This window comes from Aerosakkonema sp. BLCC-F183, from assembly GCF_041929145.1.
GTDB lineage: Bacteria > Cyanobacteriota > Cyanobacteriia > Cyanobacteriales > Aerosakkonemataceae > Aerosakkonema.
Window position 1 is genome coordinate 24,576 of the sequence record NZ_JBHFNU010000119.1, and the last position, 23,684, is coordinate 48,259.

The 23,684-nt window shown below is 43.7% G+C and carries 29 protein-coding genes; 13 read left to right on the forward strand and 16 right to left on the reverse strand.

The window, feature by feature from the left end; translation table 11 throughout:
* Positions 1-175: 175 nt before the first annotated feature.
* The 4 genes from ACE1CD_RS35065 to ACE1CD_RS35080 form a co-directional block, all read right to left on the reverse strand.
* Entirely contained in the window at positions 176-343 is a 168-nt protein-coding gene (locus tag ACE1CD_RS35065) for a hypothetical protein (protein ID WP_374827723.1), read from the reverse strand.
* A gap of 180 nt (positions 344-523) precedes the next feature.
* Complete coding sequence (locus tag ACE1CD_RS35070; RefSeq protein WP_374794257.1) at positions 524-1,477, reverse strand: ABC transporter permease; 954 nt, start codon at positions 1,475-1,477, stop codon at positions 524-526.
* Between the two features lie 93 nt (positions 1,478-1,570).
* Complete coding sequence (locus ACE1CD_RS35075; protein WP_374794258.1) at positions 1,571-2,635, reverse strand: ABC transporter permease; 1,065 nt, start codon at positions 2,633-2,635, stop codon at positions 1,571-1,573.
* An 11-nt stretch (positions 2,636-2,646) separates the two neighbouring features.
* The gene (locus ACE1CD_RS35080; RefSeq protein WP_374827724.1) at positions 2,647-3,267 is read right to left on the reverse strand and encodes a hypothetical protein; all 621 of its coding nucleotides are present in this window, start codon (positions 3,265-3,267) and stop codon (positions 2,647-2,649) included.
* Positions 3,268-3,357: 90 nt separating this feature from the next.
* On the opposite strand from ACE1CD_RS35080, the gene ACE1CD_RS35085 reads away from it, so the two are divergent.
* Entirely contained in the window at positions 3,358-3,702 is a 345-nt protein-coding gene (locus ACE1CD_RS35085) for a hypothetical protein (protein WP_374794260.1), read from the forward strand.
* A 289-nt stretch (positions 3,703-3,991) separates the two neighbouring features.
* Here ACE1CD_RS35085 and ACE1CD_RS35090 read toward each other — a convergent pair whose 3' ends face one another.
* Both ACE1CD_RS35090 and ACE1CD_RS35095 read right to left on the reverse strand, forming a co-directional pair.
* Positions 3,992-5,494: an ABC transporter ATP-binding protein gene (locus ACE1CD_RS35090; protein ID WP_374827725.1), complete on the reverse strand. Its 1,503-nt coding sequence runs from the start codon at positions 5,492-5,494 to the stop codon at positions 3,992-3,994.
* Positions 5,495-5,585: 91 nt separating this feature from the next.
* Complete coding sequence (locus ACE1CD_RS35095) at positions 5,586-6,671, reverse strand: BMP family protein (protein WP_374827726.1); 1,086 nt, start codon at positions 6,669-6,671, stop codon at positions 5,586-5,588.
* Positions 6,672-6,787: 116 nt separating this feature from the next.
* On the opposite strand from ACE1CD_RS35095, the gene ACE1CD_RS35100 reads away from it, so the two are divergent.
* Together ACE1CD_RS35100 and ACE1CD_RS35105 are read left to right on the forward strand one after the other, a co-directional pair.
* The gene (locus tag ACE1CD_RS35100; RefSeq protein WP_374827727.1) at positions 6,788-7,282 is read left to right on the forward strand and encodes an ureidoglycolate lyase; all 495 of its coding nucleotides are present in this window, start codon (positions 6,788-6,790) and stop codon (positions 7,280-7,282) included.
* 11 nt (positions 7,283-7,293) lie between these two features.
* Complete coding sequence (locus tag ACE1CD_RS35105; protein ID WP_374794264.1) at positions 7,294-7,572, forward strand: hypothetical protein; 279 nt, start codon at positions 7,294-7,296, stop codon at positions 7,570-7,572.
* Between the two features lie 321 nt (positions 7,573-7,893).
* On the opposite strand, the gene ACE1CD_RS35110 is transcribed toward ACE1CD_RS35105, so the two are convergent.
* The 5 genes from ACE1CD_RS35110 to ACE1CD_RS35130 are packed head-to-tail and all read right to left on the reverse strand — an operon-like array spanning position 7,894 to position 14,440.
* The gene (locus ACE1CD_RS35110) at positions 7,894-8,127 is read right to left on the reverse strand and encodes a hypothetical protein (protein WP_374794265.1); all 234 of its coding nucleotides are present in this window, start codon (positions 8,125-8,127) and stop codon (positions 7,894-7,896) included.
* A gap of 9 nt (positions 8,128-8,136) precedes the next feature.
* Positions 8,137-9,609 carry a hypothetical protein gene (locus ACE1CD_RS35115; protein ID WP_374827728.1) on the reverse strand — a complete coding sequence of 491 codons (1,473 nt, stop codon included), beginning with the start codon at positions 9,607-9,609 and terminating at the stop codon, positions 8,137-8,139.
* Positions 9,610-9,660: 51 nt separating this feature from the next.
* On the reverse strand, positions 9,661-12,453 hold the full coding sequence (locus ACE1CD_RS35120; RefSeq protein ID WP_374827729.1) for a PAS domain S-box protein: 2,793 nt from the start codon (positions 12,451-12,453) through the stop codon (positions 9,661-9,663).
* Positions 12,454-12,470: 17 nt separating this feature from the next.
* The gene (locus ACE1CD_RS35125; protein ID WP_374827730.1) at positions 12,471-12,944 is read right to left on the reverse strand and encodes a response regulator; all 474 of its coding nucleotides are present in this window, start codon (positions 12,942-12,944) and stop codon (positions 12,471-12,473) included.
* On the reverse strand, positions 12,935-14,440 hold the full coding sequence (locus ACE1CD_RS35130; protein WP_374827731.1) for a PAS domain S-box protein: 1,506 nt from the start codon (positions 14,438-14,440) through the stop codon (positions 12,935-12,937). The genes ACE1CD_RS35125 and ACE1CD_RS35130 overlap by 10 nt, the downstream gene beginning before the upstream one ends.
* A gap of 558 nt (positions 14,441-14,998) precedes the next feature.
* Between ACE1CD_RS35130 and codB the strand changes: the two genes are divergently transcribed.
* Genes codB through ACE1CD_RS35145 form a run of 3 tightly spaced genes read left to right on the forward strand, consistent with a single transcriptional unit; the run spans position 14,999 to position 17,883 of the window.
* Positions 14,999-16,279 (forward strand): cytosine permease, encoded by a 1,281-nt coding sequence (gene codB, locus ACE1CD_RS35135; protein WP_374827732.1) that lies wholly within the window; start codon positions 14,999-15,001, stop codon positions 16,277-16,279.
* 15 nt (positions 16,280-16,294) lie between these two features.
* The gene (locus ACE1CD_RS35140) at positions 16,295-16,498 is read left to right on the forward strand and encodes a DUF4089 domain-containing protein (RefSeq protein WP_374827733.1); all 204 of its coding nucleotides are present in this window, start codon (positions 16,295-16,297) and stop codon (positions 16,496-16,498) included.
* Entirely contained in the window at positions 16,498-17,883 is a 1,386-nt protein-coding gene (locus tag ACE1CD_RS35145; protein ID WP_374794285.1) for an AtzE family amidohydrolase, read from the forward strand. The genes ACE1CD_RS35140 and ACE1CD_RS35145 overlap by 1 nt, the downstream gene beginning before the upstream one ends.
* A gap of 322 nt (positions 17,884-18,205) precedes the next feature.
* Here the strand turns inward: ACE1CD_RS35145 and ACE1CD_RS35150 are convergent, their stop codons facing one another.
* Positions 18,206-18,568 carry a hypothetical protein gene (locus ACE1CD_RS35150; RefSeq protein WP_374827734.1) on the reverse strand — a complete coding sequence of 121 codons (363 nt, stop codon included), beginning with the start codon at positions 18,566-18,568 and terminating at the stop codon, positions 18,206-18,208.
* A gap of 193 nt (positions 18,569-18,761) precedes the next feature.
* Here ACE1CD_RS35150 and ACE1CD_RS35155 point away from each other — a divergent pair, with 193 nt between their 5' ends.
* Positions 18,762-18,971: a hypothetical protein gene (locus tag ACE1CD_RS35155; protein ID WP_374827736.1), complete on the forward strand. Its 210-nt coding sequence runs from the start codon at positions 18,762-18,764 to the stop codon at positions 18,969-18,971.
* Complete coding sequence (locus ACE1CD_RS35160; RefSeq protein ID WP_374827737.1) at positions 18,972-19,385, forward strand: HNH endonuclease; 414 nt, start codon at positions 18,972-18,974, stop codon at positions 19,383-19,385. It begins immediately after the preceding gene.
* Between the two features lie 120 nt (positions 19,386-19,505).
* Here the strand turns inward: ACE1CD_RS35160 and ACE1CD_RS35165 are convergent, their stop codons facing one another.
* On the reverse strand, positions 19,506-19,943 hold the full coding sequence (locus tag ACE1CD_RS35165) for a DUF1036 domain-containing protein (RefSeq protein ID WP_374827739.1): 438 nt from the start codon (positions 19,941-19,943) through the stop codon (positions 19,506-19,508).
* 182 nt (positions 19,944-20,125) lie between these two features.
* Here ACE1CD_RS35165 and ACE1CD_RS35170 point away from each other — a divergent pair, with 182 nt between their 5' ends.
* The 3 genes from ACE1CD_RS35170 to ACE1CD_RS35180 are packed head-to-tail and all read left to right on the forward strand — an operon-like array spanning position 20,126 to position 21,199.
* Positions 20,126-20,671, forward strand: a complete 546-nt coding sequence (locus ACE1CD_RS35170) for a hypothetical protein (protein ID WP_374794277.1) — start codon at positions 20,126-20,128, stop codon at positions 20,669-20,671.
* Between the two features lie 47 nt (positions 20,672-20,718).
* Positions 20,719-20,937 carry a hypothetical protein gene (locus ACE1CD_RS35175; protein ID WP_374827740.1) on the forward strand — a complete coding sequence of 73 codons (219 nt, stop codon included), beginning with the start codon at positions 20,719-20,721 and terminating at the stop codon, positions 20,935-20,937.
* On the forward strand, positions 20,930-21,199 hold the full coding sequence (locus ACE1CD_RS35180; RefSeq protein WP_374827741.1) for a type II toxin-antitoxin system YafQ family toxin: 270 nt from the start codon (positions 20,930-20,932) through the stop codon (positions 21,197-21,199). The genes ACE1CD_RS35175 and ACE1CD_RS35180 overlap by 8 nt, the downstream gene beginning before the upstream one ends.
* A 118-nt stretch (positions 21,200-21,317) precedes the next feature.
* Here the strand turns inward: ACE1CD_RS35180 and ACE1CD_RS35185 are convergent, their stop codons facing one another.
* From ACE1CD_RS35185 to ACE1CD_RS35195, 3 genes are all read right to left on the reverse strand, one after another.
* Positions 21,318-21,608: a type II toxin-antitoxin system RelE/ParE family toxin gene (locus tag ACE1CD_RS35185; RefSeq protein ID WP_374827742.1), complete on the reverse strand. Its 291-nt coding sequence runs from the start codon at positions 21,606-21,608 to the stop codon at positions 21,318-21,320.
* Positions 21,605-21,898, reverse strand: coding sequence for a hypothetical protein (locus tag ACE1CD_RS35190; protein WP_374827743.1), 294 nt, complete (start codon positions 21,896-21,898; stop codon positions 21,605-21,607). Before ACE1CD_RS35190 ends, ACE1CD_RS35185 begins: the two co-directional genes overlap by 4 nt.
* Before the next feature lie 202 nt (positions 21,899-22,100).
* On the reverse strand, positions 22,101-22,655 hold the full coding sequence (locus tag ACE1CD_RS35195) for a hypothetical protein (RefSeq protein WP_374794278.1): 555 nt from the start codon (positions 22,653-22,655) through the stop codon (positions 22,101-22,103).
* Between the two features lie 179 nt (positions 22,656-22,834).
* Here ACE1CD_RS35195 and ACE1CD_RS35200 point away from each other — a divergent pair, with 179 nt between their 5' ends.
* Together ACE1CD_RS35200 and ACE1CD_RS35205 are read left to right on the forward strand one after the other, a co-directional pair.
* Positions 22,835-23,380: a hypothetical protein gene (locus tag ACE1CD_RS35200; protein WP_374827744.1), complete on the forward strand. Its 546-nt coding sequence runs from the start codon at positions 22,835-22,837 to the stop codon at positions 23,378-23,380.
* Between the two features lie 41 nt (positions 23,381-23,421).
* Complete coding sequence (locus ACE1CD_RS35205) at positions 23,422-23,679, forward strand: hypothetical protein (RefSeq protein ID WP_374827745.1); 258 nt, start codon at positions 23,422-23,424, stop codon at positions 23,677-23,679.
* Positions 23,680-23,684: the final 5 nt, after the last annotated feature.

Here is a 23,684-nt window from a genome sequence, read left to right on the forward strand (position 1 = left end):
CAGACAGAAATCATCCCAAAATCTGCGTTCATCCGCGTTCATCTGCGGTTAAAAATTAGCCAAAAACCTCGCAGAATATCTTAAAAGATTTTTTACCGCAGATATTAACAGATGAACGCAGATGAACGCAGATGTAAATGTAGACTGGTATGTCTACGATAAAATGTCTCTTTTGTCAAGTCTGTCTCTGATGAGGAGCGATCGCATTTTGTGATGGGGTGAGGGTGGGAGTGCGATCGATCATTAAAATAAATTCATCAGAGATTTTTGATTGGGCATTACACCCACCTGGGGTTGACGCGCTACGGTTTTCACCCGCGTGGGGTTCAAACCCCAGGCTCATAGCTAAAGTCCACTGAAGTGGACTGAATATTTGCGATTAACAGTCCTCTTTCAGAGGACTTGCGCTATTAGCGTGGGATTTGAATCCCACGCGGGTGAGATGGGTAGCGCGATTTATCCCACACGGGTGTAATGCGTAGCGCGATTTGGTGAAGGTGCGATCGCATTTTGGAAATGAGTGTTAGCGATCGCGACTTTCTGGAATGTAGGGAATTCCCAGTGCTGCGGGGGGTGTCGATTTACCCGCTAACCCCACTAACGCTAACAGCGCAATTAGATAAGGTAACATCACTAAAAATTGATAGGGAATATTCAAATTAAAAGCTTGAATTCGCAATTGCAAAGCTTCCGTTGCACCGAATAACAGACAAGCAAAAGCGGTGCTGATGGGATGCCATTTGCCGAAAATTAAGGCGGCGAGAGCGATAAATCCTTTCCCCGCACTCATCCCTTCCGCAAAATATTTGACGTGAACTAATGCCAGATAAGCACCTCCCAAACCTGCCAAACAACCGCTAATTGTTACCGCTACGTAACGCACTAAATTAACGGAAACTCCCGCAGTATCGGCGGCGCGGGGATATTCTCCTACCGCACGCAAAGACAATCCCAAACTGGTACGAAATAATAGATAAGCGGTGAGAGGAACTAATAGAAAGAGGAAATAAATTAGCGGGTCTTGGTTGAAAATCAGATCGCCGATAATGGGGATATCTTGCAATATGGGAATTGCCACAGTTTTGAGACTCGGTAATTGTTGCGCTTGATTGCTATTAAACAGTATCCGCGACCAAAAGGAAGTCAATCCAGCAGCAGTAAGATTGATAGCAAGTCCGGATACTAATTGATCGACTCGTAAAGTAACGCAAAGATAGCTGTGCAGCAATCCCACCATTCCCCCGACGACAATTGCTGACAGCATCCCTAACCAAACATTACCAGTAAAAAACGCTCCCGCCGCGCTAGCAAACGCACCGGATAATAACATTCCCTCCAAAGCAATATTCAACACACCGGAACGTTCGGAAACAAGTCCTCCCAACGCCGCAAATGCTAACGGGACGGAGAGGCGCAAACTGGCAATTAAGTAATCGGTAAAAAATGTTAAATTGTTAATACTTCCTACTTCAGTCATAGTTATAGCAATATTTTTAACGCAAAGGAACGCAAAGGATAGCGCAAAGGAACGCAAAGTTAGATTAACTCTCTGCGTACCTCTGTGTAAACCTTAGCGTACCTTTGCGTTAAAAAATAAATTCGGTTTTGATTTTTTAAGTTGCCTTTCGATCGCAAAACTGATGGCAATAAACAACACGGTTAACCCCTGAATCGCGTAAACTACGGTCACGGGAACAGCCGCACCCCGTTGCATGGCGTTTGCGCCGCTGCGGATAGCGCCGAAAAAGAGGGATGTCGCCACTATACCGGCAATGTTACCGCGACTGAGAAAGGCGATCGCAATGGCATCATATCCGTAACCGGGGGAAAATTGCTCGAATAAGCGATGTTTCAATCCCATTACCTCGGAAGAACCTGCCAACCCCGCCAATCCACCCGCTAGCGCCATCACAATTATAATTGTTCGTTTTACCGACATTCCGGCGTAGCGTGCGGCAATCGGGTTTAATCCCACTGCCTCGATTTGGTATCCTAGAGGCGATCGCGCTAAGACCACCCACACTATCCCCGCCGCGATTATCCCTACCAATATTCCGGCGTGGGCTTGGGTTTTTGGCAGTATAATTGGCAACCAAGCCGATTCAAAAATTAAGCGAGAATACGCAGTCGGCGCGTTCGGTTCTTGCAGCGGTTCGTTGACGAGATAAGCCACCAAGTTAATAGCGATATAATTGAGTAATAAGGTGGTGATGACTTCGTTTACACCTCGTACCGCTTTCAAATATCCCGGAATGCCACCCCAAACAGCGCCAAACAGAAATCCCCCCAGCAGGGCTGAGGGTACGTGAATCCACGCAGGCCATCCTTGCAAAGATAACCCAACGAGAGTGCTGCCGAGTCCGCCCATGTAAATCTGTCCTTCCCCGCCAATATTGAATTGCCCCGCCTTCAGCGCCACTTGCACGCCCAAACCTGCCAGCAGCAGGGGGGCTGTTTTGGTGAGGGTATTGGCAAAACCGTAGTAATTTGCCAGGGATTCGGAGAAGAGGACGGTATAAGCTTTTACCGGGTTCGCTCCGGCGAGGGAAATTAAGATGGCACCCAGGAGGAGGGCGGATGCGATCGCCACGATGGGGGATAATATTAACAATAACCGGGAATTTTCATCGCGCATAGAAGGGTAATTTAAAATGGTTTTGCCCGCAATACTTCGTTAGTAAATTCAAGGTTTGTGGGGATTTCGATTAAATATTTACGCGCTCGCGATAGTGGGTGATCGGGGAATTGGCTATCGTATTTTTCATCGTCAGATTTGCTCCACATCACTGCATCTTGGCGAGTTTTATCGTAGGGGTCTTCAAACCATCCTTTAAACGGATCTTTAGGATCGAAATCTTTGATTACCAGCGCATGAACGAGAGAGTCTCGTAATCCTGTCATCCCGGATTCCGGACAATCAATCTTAATTACATAACTGAAATTGGCAAAGGGAAAAGTGAGGGAACCGATATACCTCATACCTGTTGATTTCATCGGAAATTTGAAGATAGTTTTGATTGCGGATACCTTTTTTACCGATCCAATATCTATAGATATAATACCGCCGCCAGCTTGGATGACATTTTGGCGATAAAAATTCCGCAGTTTGGTTAAGTTAGTTAAAGGAGCGGGAAGATCGGGGGGAATGGGAAAGAAGTGCAGCGATAAGCGATCGGCTGTATCGTTTTTCCATATAATGCGATCGTCTAACTGTTCGATCGCTTCCCATTTCGAGGTATCAAAACGCAAGGAGTTGATGGAAGGCATAGCTGTCTTAGCTTCGCAAAGGTTTATATTGAAAATGACACAAATGCTTTATATTAAAAAAAGTATTTCACGTCTTTGCCAGTGGAAACTATGAGAGTCAGGATTTTAGCGATCGCAACCTTCATCTCCATGACCGGATTAGCGATAAATCCGAGTTTATCTCAAACTGACCTCAACGCACAACTCAACGCAGAACTCAAACAAGCTGTCTGCGCCCAACAGTGGCGACAGGCGATTCAAATTTTAGATCGGATGAGGGCGAGAGTACCGCAAATGGAAAGCCAACTGGTCAGCTATCGCACCCAAATGCAAACTTTAGCCAGATCTCGCACCAGAATCCAAAATTGGCCTCCTGCTTATTGTACCGCCGCTCCCACCACTCCCACCTCTACGACTGTACCCACTCCCACGCCAACACCAGCAGCAACACCATAAATTATTTATTTTTTACCGCAGATGAGTGCAGATAAACGCAGATAAACGCAGATGAAAAGTGTACCACAAGCGATTGCAATCGGTTGTAAAATCTTCGTCGATATCGAGGCTTGCTCTGGGCGTAATTATGTTTTAAAGTCATATCATATCCGGTAGCATCGGTTGCCTAAAAAAATGCCTTCTTATCTGCGTTCATCTGCGTTTATCTGCCCACATCTGCGGTAAAAATTTAACCCCCGATCTCCCACAGATAATATGAGATCGTCAGTCATGATATCATCCAATATCGCTATTCCATAACGCCTGTCGAAACTTTACCACCAGTCATCAAATAACCAACCTGTTCCACCGTCGCAGTCGCTGCATCCAGGATATCAACAAATTGACCTTCGTACATAACAGCGATGCGATCGCTCATCGCCATCACCTCTTCCAATTCAGTGGAAATATACAAAATTGCCGCTCCTTTTTGCCTTTCAGCTAACAAGCATTGCTGCACGTACTCCGTCGCACCCACATCCAAACCGCGTGTAGGTTGCATCGCCACAATTAAAGCGGGATTGCCAGAAAGTTCGCGTGCAAGCACCACTTTTTGTTGATTTCCGCCAGACAATTGACTAACTTTAATAGATGGGTTTTCTGCACGAATATCAAAATTTTCCATTGCTTCAACAGCGTAGTTATTAATTATCCCATATTGCAATAACCAACGACGGCAAAATGGCAGCAAATTAAAAGCTTTCAGAATCAGGTTTTTGGCAATGCTAAACTTCATCACCAAACCCATTTTCTGCCTATCTTCGGGAATATAAGCAATACTTTTTCCTCTTCCCTCCTCCGCGTGTGACTGGTATCTCTGAATACTTCCCCCAGAGACAGTACGCAAAAGTGCGATCGCATCTGCCAATTCTCGCTGTCCGTTCCCATCAACACCAGCTATTCCCAATATTTCACCAGCGCGAAGTTGAAAAGAAACATCTTTCACAACAAGCAAATTCCTCTCATCCCGCACTTGCAAATTCTTGACTTCTAACACCACATCCCCGCAGTCACAAGCCGATTTATCCAATTGAAATAATACTTCTCGACCTACCATTAATCTAGCTAATTCATGACTGTTTGTATCTGCCGTTTTCATGGTTGCAATAACTTTTCCCCGCCGCAACACGGTAACAGTATCGCAGATATTCATCACTTCTTCTAACTTATGGCTGATGAAAATAATCGTGTGTCCATCCCGCGCCAATTGCCGCAAAATTCCACCTAAAACCTCAACTTCAGGGGGAGTCAATACGGCTGTTGGCTCATCCAAAATCAACAATTTTGCCTTGCGGTAAAGTGCTTTGAGAATTTCTACTCTTTGTTGCAAACCAATTGGTAAATTTTCTACTTTTGCTAACGGTTCAATATCTAAATTATAGGCATGAGCCATTTGTGCGATCGCTTTACTTTTAGCCTGCAAATTCAAGCGCCAATCCAACTCAGTTCCCAGGATAATATTTTCCGTTACCGTCAGTTGCGACACCAACATAAAATGCTGGTGAATCATCCCAACACCACACTCAATTGCTGCATTAGCAGAGTGAATTTTTACCAGTTTTTCTTCCAGATAAATGTCACCCGCATCTGGTTGATAAAGTCCGCAGAGAATATTCATTAAAGTAGTTTTACCGGCTCCATTTTCGCCCAACATGGCATGAATTGAGCCGCGACTGACGCTCAAACTGATATTGTCATTGGCAATAAAGTTGCCAAAGCGTTTGGTGATACCTTCCAGACGTAAATAAGTCACTCGATTTTGGATTTTGGATTTTGGATTTTGGATTGGCGTTGCCTTGAAAAGACGGAACTTGAGGTTTTCCGAATTTGCCTTCCTAATGTTGTTAAGCTTTCTTCAAACAGCGAGTGAATTTCCCCTTCTCCTGACAAGTTTCAAATCTAATTTTTTTAGTTAAAATCGCATCTTTTGCCTGCATTGCCTTTTGCTGCACATCCTTTGGCACCATCGCTCCAAACTTACCGAGATAAAGAATATTCGGGTTTTCCAAACCAATCTGATAAATCTCGCCTTTGAGATTACCCTTAATCGCCAAATCCGCCAAATAAGCAATCCCCAAATCGATCCGCTTCACCGCACTTGTTAACACCGACTTTGGTGCTATATCAAATTGATCTGTTGTATTCCCAAAGGTATAAACTCCCTTCTCCGCAGCCGTTTGCAGCACGGCGGGAGAAGCATTATCCAACCATTGATAAATCACATCTACTCCCGTAGAAATCAACGCCAAGGTTGCTTCCTTCGCCTTAGCCGCATCGTTCCAATCACCAGTATAACTGCTCGTTATCTTAATATCCGGTTTAACAGATTGAGCGCCTAACTGAAATCCCCGCAATTCTTCATCAGTGGCTTGAAAAGATTGCGCCGCCAAATATGCCAATTTATTTGATTTTGTCATAGTAGCGCCAATGATGCCGCAAATATAACTTGTTTGCAGGTGATCGATCCGCAAAGATGCTCTATTTTTTTCCTTAATCGTACCATTGACGCCGACAAAGTAAGTATCGGGAAAAAATTGCGGCGACACCTGCCGAATTGCGTCATCAAATTGTCCGCCGTGAGCGAATATTAAATTGTAACCCCGTCGCGCAAAGTCTGACAAAACTTCTACTTGGTCTGCTTGCGCGACATTTTCAACATATGCTGTTTCCACTCCCAATTTTTTTTCAATTGCCTTCACCCCTTCATAACCTGCTTGATTCCAAGCTTTATCGGTGATAATTCCCGGTAAGGCAATTGCCACTTTAAAATTCTGCTTCGCTTGTGGCGCAGACTCTTGTGGTGCAGGCGTCTCGCCTGCACTATTAGATGAGGAAGTCGAACTGTTAGCGCAAGCTTTCAGCAGCAGACTGGTGCCAAAAGCGGCTGAACCGTAAATGAGGAATTGACGCCGACGATAGATTCCAGACATAGAGGTTTTTGTGCGGATTGAGTGCGATCGCTCATCATTAATATAAATAAATGTTTGTATTGTAGCAGATCGTATTTTAAGATACACTAAAAAAAGTTATTAGCTTATTCAAGTATATGACTCAATCAATCTTATTAAAACAATTACAGGCTATATCCATTACCCCAGAAAGCTTTCGTCCTTACGGTCAAGTTATTTCTGCAAGTAATGACGGCAAAGCTTTCGATGCAGAGGATGCACAGTTAAACCTCCACAATGGCATTCCTCGATTTTACATTATGAGGCTGCACCGCAGAGGGCGCAAGTTCCACAAAATCACGCGCCACCAGCAATGCACTCAATGTCTCGGTTCTCTGGAAGGTAAAGATTGGTTGATTGCAGTTGCGCCTCCCAATCGCGAGATCGATCGACCGAATTTAGAGGAAATTGCCGCTTTCCGCATTCCAGGGGATTGCTTTATCAAGTTAGAGGTGGGTACTTGGCACGCTGGCCCATATTTTGACGGAGATTTTGTCGATTTCTACAATTTAGAACTTAGCGATACAAATGTGGTCGATCATTTCACTCACAATTTTTTGTCAAGCGATCGCATAGAGTTTGAAATTGTTTAAATCCACATACAATGAATTTATTTGAAGCGAGAAAGTTAGCTAAGCTTTTAAACCTCCCGCCGTTAGGGGGAAATACTCTTGCGGAAATTAACGAAGCCGAAATAATTAGAGCTTCAAAGCTGCAAGCCGTTCCCTGGTATGAGCAAAATTGGGATAATTTTCTCAGCGAACTTGACGCTAGGTTTCTGCCTCATGATTGTCTGATTTACCTCCGCCAAAGCAATCTCGCTCAATTTTGGATACAAAACAACGATATGACTTTTTGGGAATTACTAGAATTTTTGCAATAAAGGCTTTTGGCTGTAGGGATAATTCATGAATTATAGGAAATTGCAGTCGGATTTGGTACACCCTACATCTGCGTTCATCTGCGTTTATCTGCATTCATCTGCGGTAAAAAAAAGAATAATTTGTGGGGGTGCGAATAATCGGATCTCACTCAATTGCAATTCATATATCCAGTTGCATCGGTAATACATTAATAATGTGATGGATTTTTTGTTGGGGTCATTGGTTAAAATTTAACCGCAGATGTAGGCAGATAAACGCAGATAAACGCAGATAAGATGGCAAGTTTTTTAGGGAAGTGATGTTAGCTGATATGAGATTATTCAATCTTCTCTTTCTATGACTGACCCGCCAACTATTTCATAACCCCAGCGAGGATTTTGGTTTGCAAGTAGTTTGGCGGCATCATATTCGCCTAAGCGACAAAGTTCTGCTAGCTGTTGATATCCATTTTCTCTTTGTTGTACAAGTCTATCTTTACGCGAGTTTTCTCTTTCTTTGTCTGAAGGAATAGGGCGTCCTAAATTAAAGGCATCAATGTCACCAATTCGTTTCATTTTAGCACACTAGAAAGGAAATAGATCGACAACTTCTCCATCAATAATACCGTATCCCCATTCTGGATGTTCCGCAATTTGCCTTTCTACGAGAGTTCGACCCATTGCAGTTTTGTAAGCCGATCGTAAAGAAGTAAGACTGGGAATATCGGCAACGGTATCCGATTCTTCATCCTCAACTTTTTGCTGTTCTAAACTCAAGTTTGTCAGAGAATTGTAGCTAGATGATGAGATGGAGAATTGAGGTGCGATCGCATTCAGCTTCTGCATGACACTTGCTTTGGTAATTTGCGGTTTCTCTGAGAAAGATGGTGGCAGATATGGCGTTGTCACTCCTAAATTTTTCGCTTTAATTGCTTCATCCGCAATGCGATCGCACTTTCTCAAAAAACCCTCCCACAAATCTTTTCCCAACACCGGATCTCTCAATTCGGCACGCGCTTTCGCTACTGCTTGTTCTAGCGGTTCTCCTTTTTGAACGTAATATTGAATGCGTTCTTCCTCAAACGCCGGATAAGGTACACCCGCTTCAATTTCCCAATCGCGTTTGATTTTTTGACTTTCTCCCAGTGGAATTCCTCTAATAAATTCATCCCAAAATGGAGAAACTTCCCCTTTTCTGATATTATCAACAATTTTATAAACCCATCCCGAAGGGTTTTCAAATCCCTCCGTTTTAGCATATTCTAACAATGCTCGCTGAAACAACTGGAATTGCTCGGCGGATTGCCAAGGAACCCTATATTGATTGTAATCTTCGTTTTTGACAAAAAGAGGATTTTGAGTCGAGCCTAGCGGTAATCCAGACACAAATTCATCCCAAAATGGAGATATCAAACCTTTCGTTAATCCATCAACAATTCTAAACACCCATGCGCTAGGGTTAGTCACTCCATGCTTGTTGAAATATGTCAATAAAGCTCTTTGAAATTCTTCAAATTGTTCTGGAGATTCCCAAGGGCCATTAAACCGATAATCATCTGTAACTTTGACTGCGATCGGCTGACGTTGTGTGGGGAAAAATTTATCATTTTTAATATGTATACCAAGAATATACGAACCTTCTACAGCCGTTGTTTTGGTTGAGTTACCGTTGTTTGGAGATATCGCTTCAACCTTGTCTTGATTATCTGAATCAACGCGAGAATCTGGTTGACAAAATTCCTCCCATCGCGCTTCAAGAGCATCAATATCTGCCCAATATTCTACAGTGTTGGCATCGCTAACCAGTCGTTCTTTGAGGAGCGATCGCTCCAACAATTTTTTCCTTGCCAGTCTCTGTTCGGTACTATTTAAACCTGTTTTTTCTTCAACCTCATCAACATTAATTTTTACCCAATCATCGGGATTTTCCAATTGAGATTGCCGCTCGAAAATATGCCAAAATAAAATAGCAGCCGTAACGCCGCCAGTAACTTTAGCCAGCTTGGGATAGTAAACTGCCGAACAACCCAAATATTGCCACAATACTCCCAGTTTCAATTGTAAATACTCCCCATATTTATATTTTTTAGATTAAAGCGATCGCCAAACTCACAAATTTTCAGCGCGACCACCTAACTTTGCCACCACTTTAACTAACTCGGCTGGCTCAACAGGCTTGGTTACGTGCATCTGGAACCCTAACTTCAGAGCTAGTTTGCAGTCTTCATCCCTAGCATACGCCGTCAGAGCAACAGCAGGTGTCTCTCCCCCTTCCTTTGCATCCAACGCCCTCACCTTGCGGATTAAACTATAACCATCTTCCCCCGGCATCCCAATATCGCTCACCAGTACATCCGGCTTCCACTGACAAACAGCTTCCAACCCTTCCGCCGCCGACCCTACAGTCGTCGCTTGGGCACCATATTCTTCCAGTACAAAAGTCAGAAATTCGCGAGAGTCAGCATCATCATCAACTACAAGTACCCGCAAACCATTGAGGGGACTGGAGGCTGGCGACTGGGGAGTTTTGGCTGGCGACTGGGGAGTGAGTGGAACGAGCTGTTTGAGCAAGGGTAGCTTGACGGTAAACGTTGTTCCCAGTCCTTCTCCCGGACTTTCTGCACAGACACTTCCACCGTGCAACTCCAGTAGGCGGCGCACAATTGCCAAACCAAGTCCCAGTCCGCCGTGCTTTCTGGTAGTAGAAGAATCCGCTTGACGGAAATAATCAAAAACATAAGGCAGAAAGTCAGCGCTGATACCTTTCCCCGTGTCGCTTACCTTGATTTGGACATAGGAAATTTCCGATTTCAGATTTAAGATTTTAGATCGATCTAATTTCTCATTTGCGGTCAAAGCAGTATTCTGATTTTCTATTTGCAATTCCTCCAGTCGAATTTCGACGCGACCTCCTTCTGGTGTAAATTTAATTGCATTCGAGAGCAAATTCCAGACAACTTGCTGCAAACGGCTGGGATCGCCCGAAACTAAGCCGACGTTGGGATCGATCGCACGCTCGATTTGAATTGACTTGGCTTGAGCCGCAAGGCTTACGGTTTCGATCGCCGCTTCGATAGTCGATTTTAAATTAACAGAACATATATTTAAGTTGATTTTTCCCTGCATGATGCGGGAAACATCTAGCAAATCTTCAATCAGTTGAGTTTGTATCTTAGCATTGCGTTCGATCGTTTCAATTGCTTTAGCAGTGGTTTCCTCATCAAACTTGCGACTTCGCAGCAGCTTTGCCCAACCCATAATCGGATTGAGAGGCGAGCGCAACTCGTGAGACAACACCGCCAAAAACTCATCCTTAATCCGATTTGCTTGCGCTAATTCCTCCGCTTGTTGCCGTAAGCGATTTTCCAATTTCTTGCGCTCTGTCAAATCGATCGCAAAGAAAACCCCACCTGACAAAGTATCCTCAAAACAGGCACCACCAAGCAAAACCGGGACATAACTGCCATCTTTGCGAATGTATTCCTTCTCGTAAGTACCGCAAGAACCAAACTGTGAAATATCTTTACTTTTTTGCGCTTCCCTAGCAATATATTCTGGTGGCGTGATATCTTTCCAATGCAATTTTTTATCAAGAAAATCTGACCGCGTATATCCTATTAACTCCAAAAAAGCATCGTTCGCATCAGTGACGTAACCGTTTTTATCCCAAAAACCCATCGCGATCATCTTTGATTCAAACACACTTCGGAATCGCGCTTCGCTTTGACGCAGTGATTGCTCTGTTAGCTTGTACTCAGTCACATCAGTGGTAATGCCAAGTGCAGATTCGATCGAACCATCCATAGCCAACTCAGGCACCAGGCGAGCTTGATAGTAACGTGTTCCATTCGGTGTCGGGAAATTAAATTCCCAAGTCTTATCAGTCCCCGTTTCAAATACTTCTTTGATGCACGTTTGCCAGTCAGTATAAATTTCTTTGGGAAATCCCAGTTCGGCGTGAGTTTTACCGATGAATACTTCTGGCGGCATTCCCGTTGCTTTTTCGATTGCCCGGTTTACATAAACGTGACGAAAACTTCGATCGATGCGTGCAATAATGTCGGGCGAATTTTCCGCCAAAGCTTTAAACTCTTGTTCGCGACGGTAGCGTTCTTCTTCTGCCCGCTTGCGCTCGGTCACATCCAAAACAAGAGACAACACAGAAACTAAATTTCCCGATTCATCTAAGAGCGCCGAGTTGTACCATTCGCAATAGATAACATCTCCATTTTTTGTATAATTGCGGTTGTGTGAAGTATTGCTTTCTGAGATGCCATTGATTAAATTATTGATGACACTATTAACATCTTCAATATCTTCATTATAAATGAATTCCCACTCATAAAATTTTTTCCCTATTACTTCCACCGCTGACCAACCGAATACTCTTTCCGCTTCTTTCGACCACCAAGATATGCGAAAATCGCGATCCCACTCTACGACTGCCAGCGGTGAATTTTCCACGTGAAAAGTGAGTTTTTGCAGAGCATTTCGCAGTGCAGATTCTGCCTTTAAGCGGTTAGCGCGTTCTCTAGCTTCGTTGAGAGCGCGACGTACCGATGGGCCAAGCCTTCCTAACCGTTGTTTCAGCACATAGTCTGTAGCGCCGTTTTTGAGAGTTTCGATCGCCAGTTCCTCACCCAGAGTAGCAGATACAAAGATGAACGGCACTTGCGGACAAGTAGTGCGAGCAATTTCCAAAGCCGAAATCCCATCAAACGCTGGCAGGGCATAGTCTGCCAAAATCAGATCGAAACAGTTTTTTTCCAGCGCCGCCACAAAGTCAGCCCGCGTTTCTACGCGCACCAAATCGCAATCAATACCAGCATCTTTCAGATTGGCATCAATTAGTTCTGCATCTAGCAGACTATCTTCTAGCAGGAGAATACGCAGTACTTTCACGAGACACCAACCTATCTTCAAGCTCTTAATTGCTGAACATTGGATACGGGAGGCATGGAACCGGGTGGCGGCTGATTTACCACAGCCCAGAAAAGCCCTACTTCTTTAATAACGTTAACAAATTCGGCAAAATTTACCGGCTTGACTACATAAGCATTTACTCCCAAATCGTAGCTTCTGAGCAAATCTTTTTCCTCGCGGGAAGAAGTTAGCATCACTATCGGTATTTTTTTCAAAGTCGCATCCGACTTCAACTGTGTTAACACTTCCAACCCGTCCACTTTGGGCAATTTCAAATCCAGCAACACCACGACAGGATTGCCTTCCAAACGCAGCTTAAAAATTCCCCGTCGATAAAGATAATCTAGCGCTTCCTCACCGTCGCGCACCACGATTACTTCGTTCGCTAAATGATTTTCAGCTAGCGCTGCCAAGGTTAGCTCTACATCTTGCGGGCTGTCTTCAACTAGGAGAATTCGCTTTAATTCCATTCAGCCTCCTGTGCCGTTAGATTTGGCAAGGAAAAATAGAAGGTAGCACCTTCATTTGGTGTAGCTTCCGCCCAAGTTTGTCCTCGATGACGATGGATAATTCGACGGACATTAGCCAATCCGATGCCAGTTCCCTGGAACTCTTCCTCACTGTGCAAGCGTTGAAACACACCGAAAAGTTTCTGTACGTAACGCATATCGAATCCTACACCATTATCGCGGACAAAGAACACAACTTCATTTTCTTTGCTGATGCTGCCAATGGCTATCTCGGCTTGCTGGCGTGTCTGGGTGTATTTAACTGCATTGCCAATCAGATTCTGTAAAACTAGGCGTAACATGGAAAGGTCGCCTTGTACTGCGGGTAATTCCTCAATTTGCCAAACGACAGTGCGTCCGTTGGTTTCCATTTTTATATCGCGTTTAACTTCTTTAACCAATTGATTCATATCAATTAAGGTGTAGCGCATTTGCGTGCGCCCCATGCGGGAAAATGCCAACAAGTCATCTACGAGGATTCCCGCTTTTTTTGATGTTTCTGCTATAGTTTTGAGATAGCGCTGGCTGGTTTCATCTATAGTTCCTGTGGAGTTAACTCGTTTCAGCAGCAACTCTACAAAACCGCTAATATGGCGCAGCGGCGCACGCAAATCGTGAGAGACAGAATAGGAGAAAGATTCCAGTTCGCTGTTAGTTGCTTCCAGTTGTGCGGTACGCTCCTTTACTCTTTGTTCCAAATTTTCGGTGAGTTGTTTGATTTCGGCTTCTGCTTGTTTGCGATCGGTCACGTCTGCGATCGTCAGCAGTCTACCCAAACACTCGCCGTTTTCGCTCACAATAACATTGGTGGAGACAATCGCCCATAGTTGCGTACCATCTTTGCGCCAAAAACAAATATCCTGTTGTTGTGTGCGATCTTGTTTAGATAGCCACTCCTTCTCCTGTGCTTCCAGCCGCGATTCTTTTTCCATAAACTCCAACACAGAGCGATCGAGTATTTCCTCTACCCTGTAGCCCAGCATTTCTGCCATACGCTGATTAACGTAGTCTATTCGTCCTTCCCGATTTATTGTGCAAATGCCTTCGTTGGCAGTATCTACCAGACGACGATACCGTTCCTCGCTTGCTTGTAGCTTCATCAAGTTTACGGAGAGTCGCCAATTAGCCGTTTGTAGCGCATTACACAACACGCTAAACAGTATCCCTTGCGCTGCAAACAATAGCAGTCTGGCGCTGTTGTTCACATCCAGAGTCAAGGGAGAGATGGGATGTAAGAAGAAAAAAGTGCTAAGTACAGCTGACAAAAAGGTGGCTAGCAATCCCGGCCTCATACCACCGTACCAGGCGCTTATCATGACAGCCCCATAAAACAGCAGAAAAGGTGTCTTTTTCATGGTTACCCAGGAGTCTAGCAGCAGCATCAGCAGCAGCGAAACCCCAACAGCCAGCACTGCTACCCCGTAGCGCTGAATCTGAGATCGTGTTATATTTGACATGAATTTCTCTGATTGGAATAATATATCCACCTTTAACAAAACTTTTTTTACCTTAAGGTGGATGAATTATGTTTGGCATTAACCCTACGGCTTATATTTTAATTAATTCTTCAGATGGATCTTTGGGCAGATATCGAAAGTTGTTGAAAATCTCGTTGTTTGTTTGCGATAACGTGATAATATTGTAAGTTTTTTTGATTCGCGATCACCTAAAATCGCGGTGTTATTTGCTTGATTACTGGCCTACCAGCTAACTATAGTTGGTAGCTTTCTTCAGATTAATTGTTACCCAATTAAGCGGCAGAGAACGGGTGCGATCGAAATTAATTGAGAAGATTATTTCCGTCAACTAAATAGTGATAAGGGTGCCAAAGCGATCGCGCCAAACCCACACCCATATGCTTCGGGTTGATTGGGAAGTCATGCTATCTTGTGCGATCGCAGTTCAAAGTTAAGTACCATCATCTTTGATTTGGTGAGAAAGTATGTCAAAATACCCTTGATCTGGCGCGACGCGCCATCTAAGTGCATTTAAGTGCATCTAACCTAACAAGTCAGATGGTGAGTAAAAAATCAGAACAAAACTTGCTTGCGCCATCGCCAGCCAATGAAGACCACCCCCTCAAAGCCTTTGGGTGGGATGTGCGTAAGCCTATGTGGTCGCTGGCACTCTTGCTGATGGGTTTTACCTTATACTCAGGCACCTTATTCGCAGGAATCTTTGTTGGCCCAGAATACAGCGTTTGGACGGATCTGCTAGGGTCGATCGCGATCGGTAACTCGATCTTGGGTATCTATGCTGCCGCACTCGCTTACATTGCTGCCAAAAGCGGACTCAGCACGGCGCTGATGGCAAGGTTTAGTTTCGGCAAGGTCGGTTCTCAGTGGGTTGAGTTTATGCTGAGTTTCACGCAAATTGGCTGGTATGTGTGGGGTTCAGCTATAATTGCTCAGTTGCTAAATAAATTACTGGGTATACCCATTTTCTTAAATTGGTTAACTATTTTAGTTTGTACTTATTTGTTTTGCATTACGGCTTATATCGGCTATCGAGTCATGGATTGGCTCAGCCGTATTGCCCTCTCTACAGCACTTTTTGCCATGTTCTGGAGTGTGGCGATCGTCATGACTAAAGTCGGCGGGATGGAAAGTTTACAAGCGCTCGCACCAGCAAGACAATTAGCATACGGTCAGATATTAACCTTTGTTATCGGTCTGTTTATTGCAGGTGCTACTCAAATTTATCAAAATCCTTATTTCCCTAAAATCCGAATTCAAGATGTCATCATCGTGATAGTGGCATTCTTCTTTGCGAATGGGTTTTTAATGCTGTGCTGTGCTTTTAATGCGCTGTTTTACAACAATGTCGATATTGTACAGATGATCGGCAATCAGGAATTGTTATTTGCAGGTTTGCTGCTGTTGTTTGTCAATATGTGGACAACACAAGATAACGCGATCGCTGCTTTCTCAGCAATAAGTGCTGAGGTATTCCACAGAAATAAGCGAATGGCTTTTTTTGTGGGCAGTGCAATATTAGCATTGCTGCTATCTTTGGGAGGCATATACAAAATGCTGATTCCTTATCTGATTTTACTGGGAACTTTTATTCCACCCATCGGCGGCGTGATTGTGTCCGATTACTGGCTAGTTCATCAAGGCAAGTTTCCCGACCCAGAAAAAGCGCGATCGGCATTTAATTGGGCGGGGATTTCTGCTTACGGGGTAGCAAGTGCGATCGCTCTCTTTTCTCCCGGCATTAAACCCATCAACGGCATCGTCGCCGCCATAATCATTCACTTTTTAGCCAGTAAAATCATCGCTTATTTATCATCTTGAAATTCCTCAAACCCTATGCCCGATTCTCCATCCCTTATACCCGATCGCCAAATAGCTGAATATGTCGATCGCATGGCAGAGTTAATCGATTTGCCCATCGATCCGGAACACCGACCGGGTATAATCGCCAACATGACTCGAATTGCCCAAGTTGCCCAACTGGTCAACGAATTTCCCCTGCCCGAAGAAATCGAAGCCGCTACAATATTTACACCATGATGCAAGCCTATCCGGATGCCATTCAAATTGCCTCTGTAGTGCGGGGGCAGGAAGTTTCCGCCAAGTCGATCGTTGCAGCTGCATTAAGTCGAATTGCCGATCGCAATCAGAGGTTGAATTGTTTTACTACTGTGATGGCAGATAGCGCCTTGGCAGATGCAGAAACAATCGATCGCCAAATTGCCCAAGGCAAAGACCCAGGTGTATTGGCAGGTGTGCCGATCGCAGTTAAAGATTTATTGGATATCGCCGGTATAACTACCTTAGCAGGATCGAAAATTAACACCGCAAAACCTCCTGCTACCCGCGATGCTACCGCCGTCGCCAGACTCAGACAAGCCGGTGCCGTACTGGTGGGCGCTACTAATATGGATGAGTACGCTTACGGCTTTGTGACCGAAAACAGCCATTACGGTGCTACCCATAACCCCCACGATTTCAACCGAGTCGCTGGCGGTTCCTCTGGCGGTTCTGCCGCTGCGGTTGCTGCCGGTTTAGTGGCCATTAGTCTCGGTTCCGATACCAACGGTTCCATTCGCGTACCCGCAGCTTTTTGCGGCATCTTCGGTTTGAAGCCTACTTACGGTCGTTTGTCAAGAGCGGGAGCGGTATTATTTGCGGGCAGTTTCGACCATATTGGGCCGTTTGCTCGGTCGGTGCGCGATCTTGCCGCAGTTTTTGACGTGCTTCAAGGCGCAGATCCGGCAGATCCGGTTTGTACAACTCGTCCGCCAGAACGCTGTTTGCCGCAGCTAAATCTGGGGATTGAGAATTTGCGAATTGCTGTGGCAGATGATTATTTTAGTGGAGGGGCGGAACTAGAAGCGTTAGATGCGGTAGCAAAAGTTGCCAGTGCTTTGGGTGTGAAAGATACGGTGACGATACCGGAAGCAGAGAGGGCAAGGGCAGCAGCGTTTGTAATCACGGCTAGTGAAGGTGCTAATTTACACTTAAAAGATTTGCGATCGCGCCCGCACGATTTCGATCCGGCAACACGCGATCGCTTTTTGGCAGGTGCGTTAATGCCGGCAAGCTGGTATATTCAAGCACAGCGGTTTAGGCAGTGGTATCGCGATCGCGTTCGGGAAATCTTTGAAAATGTCGATATAATTCTCGCCCCCACAACACCCTGTATTGCACCTCCCATCGGACAAGAAAAAATGGTAATTGCCGGGGAAGAAATGTTAGTTCGTCCCAATTTGGGTAGATTTACCCAACCTTTATCATTTATCGGTTTACCTATTATTTCTGTTCCCATTCAGCGTGAAGGGAATCTGCCTTTGGGAGTGCAAATTATTGCCGCACCTTACAACGAAGCGTTAGTTTTACGAGTAGCGGCATTTTTGGAAGCGCAAGGAATTGTCACTGCGCCAGTAGTTCAATAGATATCTCCAAAAATTTTTGTGGGGTAGGCATCCTGCCTGCCGAGTGAGATTCTTTTCTGGATATGTCTAATAGATATCTCCAGAAATTCTTGTGGGGTAGGCATCCTGCCTGACGAGTGAGATTCTTTTGGAGGAGATGGAGATGTATAATGAGAAGGGCGATCGCATTTACTCTTTTCCCGCGCAAAGAATATCTATGACACCGCAAAGGGTCACCCCACCCCCAACCCCTCCCCGTCTACGGGGAGGGGAGTTAGGATCGGAGGGGAAAAAGAATGATACAAATGATACATAATTTTGTGGTAGGAAGGGAGTAATCTGTTTATTCGATCCTCCAGTCATAGATCGTGCTTTGTTCTTTAGGCTCGTTATTTGCCGTTGATACAAAAAGAGTTTGTCCTCTGGCATTTCTAAATTGAAACAAACAAAGCCCTAATCCCGTTCCAGAACAATCCACAATTTCTGAATAGCCTTTTTTGATTAAAGAATCAATCACACCGGTGCGATTTGGATTATTTACTTGTTCCGAGTTAGGTATAGGTCGCCACCCTCGCTGAATTAAGAGAGTCCTGGCTTGCGCGTAATTCATGTTTCGCCGCAGTCTGGGCAATGATTGTGCAAAAGATGAAAATTGCACTGAAAAAATTGTAGTTATAAGCACACCGGAAAAGAGTAATTTATTCATTGTTTTTTGCTCACCCATGTTCTAGACCTTAAATAAGGATAAATGTTAACAATGTGTAAATACCTAAGCATTGTCATAAAAAAATAAGTTATCATATTGGGTAAGGTTGAAGACTTGATTAAAATTATAGTATAATTCAAGCATCGGCTTTGAAGATTTGAACAAAACTAGGACATAGTTCCTCACTCACTATATGCCTGAGATAATTGAAATCCCGGCTGAACTAACTAAATTTCAATTTCCTGAAGCTGTCCAAGAACGTCTTCAATTCTTACTCGATCGCCAAGATGCAGGCGAACAACTAACTCAAACGGAGCGAGAGGAAGCAGAAGGGCTTGTTGAATTGGCAGAATTTTTATCTCTACTTCGCTTAAGGTCGCAGCGTATTATTAAGCAAGGATAAATGTCAACAATTCCCGCTTCCTTACGTCAATTGGTGGTTCAAAGAGCAGGCGAACGCTGTGAGTATTGCTGTTTGTCTCAAGCAGGGCAAGCAGCTACATTTCATATAGACCATATCACTCCTGTCGTCGCAGGTGGCGCAACAATCGCAGAGAATTTAGCACTTGCCTGCGTATCCTGTTCGCTACGAAAGGGTGCTAGACAAACGGTTGAAGATGCAGAAACGGGCGAGGTAGTACCAATCTTTAATCCTCGCCAACAAGTTTGGAAAGAACACTTCCGTTGGGATGGCGTGCGAGTTGTTGGATTAACAGCTACGGGACGAGCGACCATTGAGGCACTCAACATGAATCGTGCAATTATGTTAGCAATTCGGTCAGAGGAGGAACTTCTCGGTCGTCACCCACCACCTTGAGAAAGTCGAGCGATCGCTTCCCTTCAGCTTTCGCGATCGCCTCCTTCTGTTGGTAAAGTAAGTAAAGTGCGATCGCTCCCGATTCCCTAAAATTTGCAGTAAATTTGCTTATTATTTTATCTAATCGTATACCTCATAAGTGTAGTCAGGACTGCCACCAGTCCGGATCGTCTCGAAAGCCTTCATTTCTCTTCCGTTTCCTTTACAGCGATTTGAATTAGCAGCATCCCGTATATTCCATGAAGCTTGAACCTGCACCCAGATGACACATCTACGAGTATTACCCGATGCAACTACTCCAGTGGGAGTTTCTGCATAAACTCCTATCTCTGCATTGCTAACTCTTCCTCTGAAAGCTGAACCACAATTTCCTGGGTCAAGCTGTAACCATCCTCTAGACCATGTTTGCCCTTGTTGATCTGTCCACGATATTGCAACATAAGCTCTCCCAGCCGCCTTGTTACAAACAACAAAATCTGCACGCGCTGGAGTAGCGAACATCAAAGCAGCCGACGAAATTAAGATACTAGCCGACGAAATTAACAACTTCTTCAACATATAACAAGTAAAATCCAGTAATCTTTTTTACTTTATTCCCAGCATCTCAACGGTGTCATCACATCTGACTGGCGGAAAAAGACGGAAAAAGACGGGAGTTATATTAAATATGTTTACAAGGGGCGGATAATGACGGATAATGGCGGATAATGACGTATAAATTAAGATTCAAGTCATCGGCTATGGACACAACAGAGGTGTTAAAGTATTTGGACGAACTCGTTTTCGCTCAAACGGGCAAGCACCTCGATAGTCTGCAAAGAGCAATTATTAAAGGCGTTATCAGCGGTCGGAAATACGCGGATATTGCCAAAGAATATCAATGTACGCGAGGTCACGCTAAAGATGAAGCTTATGCACTTTGGCAGCTTCTTTCTGAAGCGTTGGGAGAAGATTTGAATAAATCGAATTTTCGGGCTTGTGTGGAAAGATTAGGTTTTTATAATTCTCAGTATAAAAGTAAAATATTTGGTCATTCTATTGTTGGTAGTAATATTAACTTTTGCCCTAATCCTTCAGAAGCCAACGAAAAATCACAATTAGAAAATTTAGAATCAATAATTTCAGAAACTCCTACCCCTGTTAACGGCAAGTCTAACAATATCGAAACCGGACGAAAGCTCGCTAAACTAGAAACGATACCGCGATTAATAAAAATTGGCTTAACGGCAGAGCAAATTGCCCAAGTACTCGATTTGCCCCTGGAGGAAGTACAGGAAAAGATGTGATAATAGAGATAGAGATTGAAGATTGAGTTAAGCAAGCGACCAAAGCCATGAAAACATCGACTCAGGTAAACGATATTTTGCAAGCCATATCTGACCTCGCTCTTGAAGAACAGTTTTATATTGCTGAAATTCTTAGCAAACGGATGATCGAATTGAGAAGAAACCAAATAGCCTTAAGATGCTCAGAAGCTGAAGAAAATTATAGATTGGGCAATGTTCAAACTGGTACAGTTGAAGATTTGATGAAGTATTCAAGCAATGATTGAAATTATTTGGGATGAGGCATTTCTACGAATATTGAAAAAGTGGCGAAAGAAACATCCTGAATTGGTTGAAAGATTTCAGGAAAAGCTATCTCTTTTTATCAAAGAGCCATTTCATCCATCTTTGAAAACGCATACTTTAAGTGGAAATCTGGAAGGTTACTGGGCATTGAGTATTACATACGAGCATCGCCTTGTCTTTAAATTTATCTCAGACAGCAAAGTGTTACTAATCGATCTTGGAACTCACGATGAAGTTTACTAACAATTTCTAGGCTCAAACATCACACTAAGTTAGCGATCGTCAGGTGAGCGAGGTGCATATTGTTCGATTTTAACTGAGGGATTCCACTTCTGGTAATGCGATCGCTTTGATAGTTAAATTATGGAAACAAGTTGTCAATATCTCTCGCTTGGTGTAAAACTCTGACAACTTCAATACCATCTGCAATTTTATTGTAAAAGATAATGTATGGCTTGACAGGAAAACTCCTAAGCCCTGCCACCAGATCGTCGCGTTGGTTGCCTATATTAGGAAACTGAGATAACATGGGAAGCCGATCCAAAATTTGGGCAATCTGTTTGTCAGCTAAGAGTTCATCTTGCTGTTTTAGGTAAACCCAAATATCTTCTAAATCTCGCTCTGCCTGCCATGATAAACGGTAGCGGTTCACTCGGATTTCTCCTGCTCTAGTCGCTGTTTGCCCCGTATTTTGATAGTTTCCAGCAAATTGGGTAGTGTGGAATCATCATACTCAGCGTACTCTCCATTTTTAAGTTGTTCCATACCTATTGCGATGTCACGCTGTAAAGCTTCCCATTTATTTTGAAGTTCCTCATCAGACAAGGATGGATACTGAACTTTTTGCGCTAAAATTCGCCGTTCCTCTTCGGTAAGAGAAAGGATAATTTGAGCAAGGGAGTCAATCAATTTAGTGTTGATTGAAGCAGTAGTTTGGCTCATAATCCGAATTTTTAACTTTTTCTATTATTATAGTGGAAGCAAAGCCAACTTACAATTAATTTGATAACGAGCTAATGAACGGTATTAAACTCCAAACCCATGTCGGACGGGAGTGAAGTGCGATCGCATCTGATGCGAGATAAAATAAAAGCGATCGCCTCCTTCTGTTGGTAGAGTGAGTGGGAGAACGATCTCCCTGCTATTAATAGTAACTGCAACCCTTAAAATAGTTATAATTTGGTAGACTCTGACAAGTTGTTTCGTTGACAAGAGCAAACATATTGTATCCACCACCACCCACACCTGCAATCCGGTAGACAACCCCCGAACCGTTGTCAACTTGCAAACTACCGTTGTAGCTCATATTCTTGACTTGTACGAACTGCGAACCCAATCGATAATTATACCCAGAAACTGAGCCGCCATCTGGTTTCACACCAAACATATTTCGCCCACCGCCGCCTGTGGATTTAATTTTGACCAATACAGGTCGATTACCACCTTCCAGAACACCTGCTACAAAGAGAACATTATGCTCAGGCACCCACATCATGCCATAAAACTGCCCGAACTTCTGTTCACCTAACCATTTTCCCGTACTTGCCTCAGTTTTAGTCAGTACTTTACCTTCATTATTGATTGAAATGTTGACATCGCCAATCTTTAAGTTTGAAGTTGAAAACAAACCATCAGCAGATACAGGAACCGTCGAGAAACCTATCATTGCCAAAGATAGGATTGTTACTTTCTTGAGCATAAATTCCCCTTGTAGTAATCTTTTTTACTTTATTCCCAGCATCTCAACAGTGTCATCACTTATGACTGGCGGATAAAGGCGGATAATGACGGGAGTTTTATTAAATATGTTTACAAGAGGCGGATAATGGCGGATAATGGCGGATAATGACGTATAAATTAGGATTCAAGTCATCGGCTATGGACACAACAGAGGTGTTAAAGTATTTGGACGAACTCGTTTTCGCTCAAACGGGCAAGCACCTCGATAGTCTGCAAAGAGCAATTATTAAAGGCGTTATCAACGGTCGGAAATACGCGGATATTGCCAAAGAATATCAATGTACGCGAGGTCACGCTAAAGATGAAGCTTATGCGCTTTGGCAGCTTCTTTCTGAAGCGTTGGGAGAAGATTTGAATAAATCGAATTTTCGGGCTTGTGTGGAAAGATTAGGAATTGATAAATCTAAATATAAAAGTCAAATTATCGGTCATTATGTTATTGGTGGTAGTATTAATAACTGTCCCAATCCTTCAGAAGCCAATGAAAAATCAGAGTTAGGAAATTTTGAATTTTTTGTTAAAGAAGCTACATCTGTTAACGGCAAATCTAACAATATTGAAACTGCTCGAAAACTAGCTAAATTAGAAACCATACCGCGATTGATAAAAATTGGCTTAACGGCAGAGCAAATTGCCCAAGTACTCGATATGCCTCTTGAGGAAGTAGAGCAAAGGCTACAATAGAGAAACTTAACTAAGGAACTAAGCCGGAAAAAGCCAAAAATATGACCCAAGAACTGATAGATTTAAGAACCAGTATATTAGAAGAACGCTACAGCGATGCTTTGGCGATCGTAGATGAATTAGAAGGCATGAGTAAACAAGCTGTTTTGCGGACGATTAAATCTCATTTACTTGTTTTGTTGATGCACTCGATCAAAAACCTGACTTATAACCATTCTGCTAAAGAATTACCAGCGCTAATTGAGGCGCATTTGGCAAAGTTACCGGGTGGTGAAGACTGGCGCGATCGCAGAAAATAGAATTG

Coding starts and splice junctions, on each gene's coding strand:
- ACE1CD_RS35085 (WP_374794260.1), top strand. CDS start 3,358: ATGAGAGTCAGGATTTTAGCGATCGCAACCTTCATCTCCATGACCGGA.
- ACE1CD_RS35155 (WP_374827736.1), top strand. CDS start 18,762: ATGCCTGAGATAATTGAAATCCCGGCTGAACTAACTAAATTTCAATTT.
- ACE1CD_RS35200 (WP_374827744.1), top strand. CDS start 22,835: ATGGACACAACAGAGGTGTTAAAGTATTTGGACGAACTCGTTTTCGCT.
- ACE1CD_RS35065 (WP_374827723.1), bottom strand. CDS start 343: ATGAGCCTGGGGTTTGAACCCCACGCGGGTGAAAACCGTAGCGCGTCA.
- ACE1CD_RS35160 (WP_374827737.1), top strand. CDS start 18,972: ATGTCAACAATTCCCGCTTCCTTACGTCAATTGGTGGTTCAAAGAGCA.
- ACE1CD_RS35110 (WP_374794265.1), bottom strand. CDS start 8,127: ATGAAACGAATTGGTGACATTGATGCCTTTAATTTAGGACGCCCTATT.
- ACE1CD_RS35145 (WP_374794285.1), top strand. CDS start 16,498: ATGCAAGCCTATCCGGATGCCATTCAAATTGCCTCTGTAGTGCGGGGG.
- ACE1CD_RS35190 (WP_374827743.1), bottom strand. CDS start 21,898: ATGAGCCAAACTACTGCTTCAATCAACACTAAATTGATTGACTCCCTT.
- ACE1CD_RS35180 (WP_374827741.1), top strand. CDS start 20,930: ATGATTGAAATTATTTGGGATGAGGCATTTCTACGAATATTGAAAAAG.
- ACE1CD_RS35165 (WP_374827739.1), bottom strand. CDS start 19,943: ATGTTGAAGAAGTTGTTAATTTCGTCGGCTAGTATCTTAATTTCGTCG.
- ACE1CD_RS35105 (WP_374794264.1), top strand. CDS start 7,294: ATGAATTTATTTGAAGCGAGAAAGTTAGCTAAGCTTTTAAACCTCCCG.
- ACE1CD_RS35075 (WP_374794258.1), bottom strand. CDS start 2,635: ATGCGCGATGAAAATTCCCGGTTATTGTTAATATTATCCCCCATCGTG.
- ACE1CD_RS35150 (WP_374827734.1), bottom strand. CDS start 18,568: ATGAATAAATTACTCTTTTCCGGTGTGCTTATAACTACAATTTTTTCA.
- ACE1CD_RS35080 (WP_374827724.1), bottom strand. CDS start 3,267: ATGCCTTCCATCAACTCCTTGCGTTTTGATACCTCGAAATGGGAAGCG.
- ACE1CD_RS35070 (WP_374794257.1), bottom strand. CDS start 1,477: ATGACTGAAGTAGGAAGTATTAACAATTTAACATTTTTTACCGATTAC.
- ACE1CD_RS35175 (WP_374827740.1), top strand. CDS start 20,719: ATGAAAACATCGACTCAGGTAAACGATATTTTGCAAGCCATATCTGAC.
- ACE1CD_RS35195 (WP_374794278.1), bottom strand. CDS start 22,655: ATGCTCAAGAAAGTAACAATCCTATCTTTGGCAATGATAGGTTTCTCG.
- ACE1CD_RS35125 (WP_374827730.1), bottom strand. CDS start 12,944: ATGGAATTAAAGCGAATTCTCCTAGTTGAAGACAGCCCGCAAGATGTA.
- ACE1CD_RS35130 (WP_374827731.1), bottom strand. CDS start 14,440: ATGTCAAATATAACACGATCTCAGATTCAGCGCTACGGGGTAGCAGTG.
- ACE1CD_RS35170 (WP_374794277.1), top strand. CDS start 20,126: ATGGACACAACAGAGGTGTTAAAGTATTTGGACGAACTCGTTTTCGCT.
- ACE1CD_RS35100 (WP_374827727.1), top strand. CDS start 6,788: ATGACTCAATCAATCTTATTAAAACAATTACAGGCTATATCCATTACC.
- codB (WP_374827732.1), top strand. CDS start 14,999: ATGGTGAGTAAAAAATCAGAACAAAACTTGCTTGCGCCATCGCCAGCC.
- ACE1CD_RS35095 (WP_374827726.1), bottom strand. CDS start 6,671: ATGTCTGGAATCTATCGTCGGCGTCAATTCCTCATTTACGGTTCAGCC.
- ACE1CD_RS35140 (WP_374827733.1), top strand. CDS start 16,295: ATGCCCGATTCTCCATCCCTTATACCCGATCGCCAAATAGCTGAATAT.
- ACE1CD_RS35205 (WP_374827745.1), top strand. CDS start 23,422: ATGACCCAAGAACTGATAGATTTAAGAACCAGTATATTAGAAGAACGC.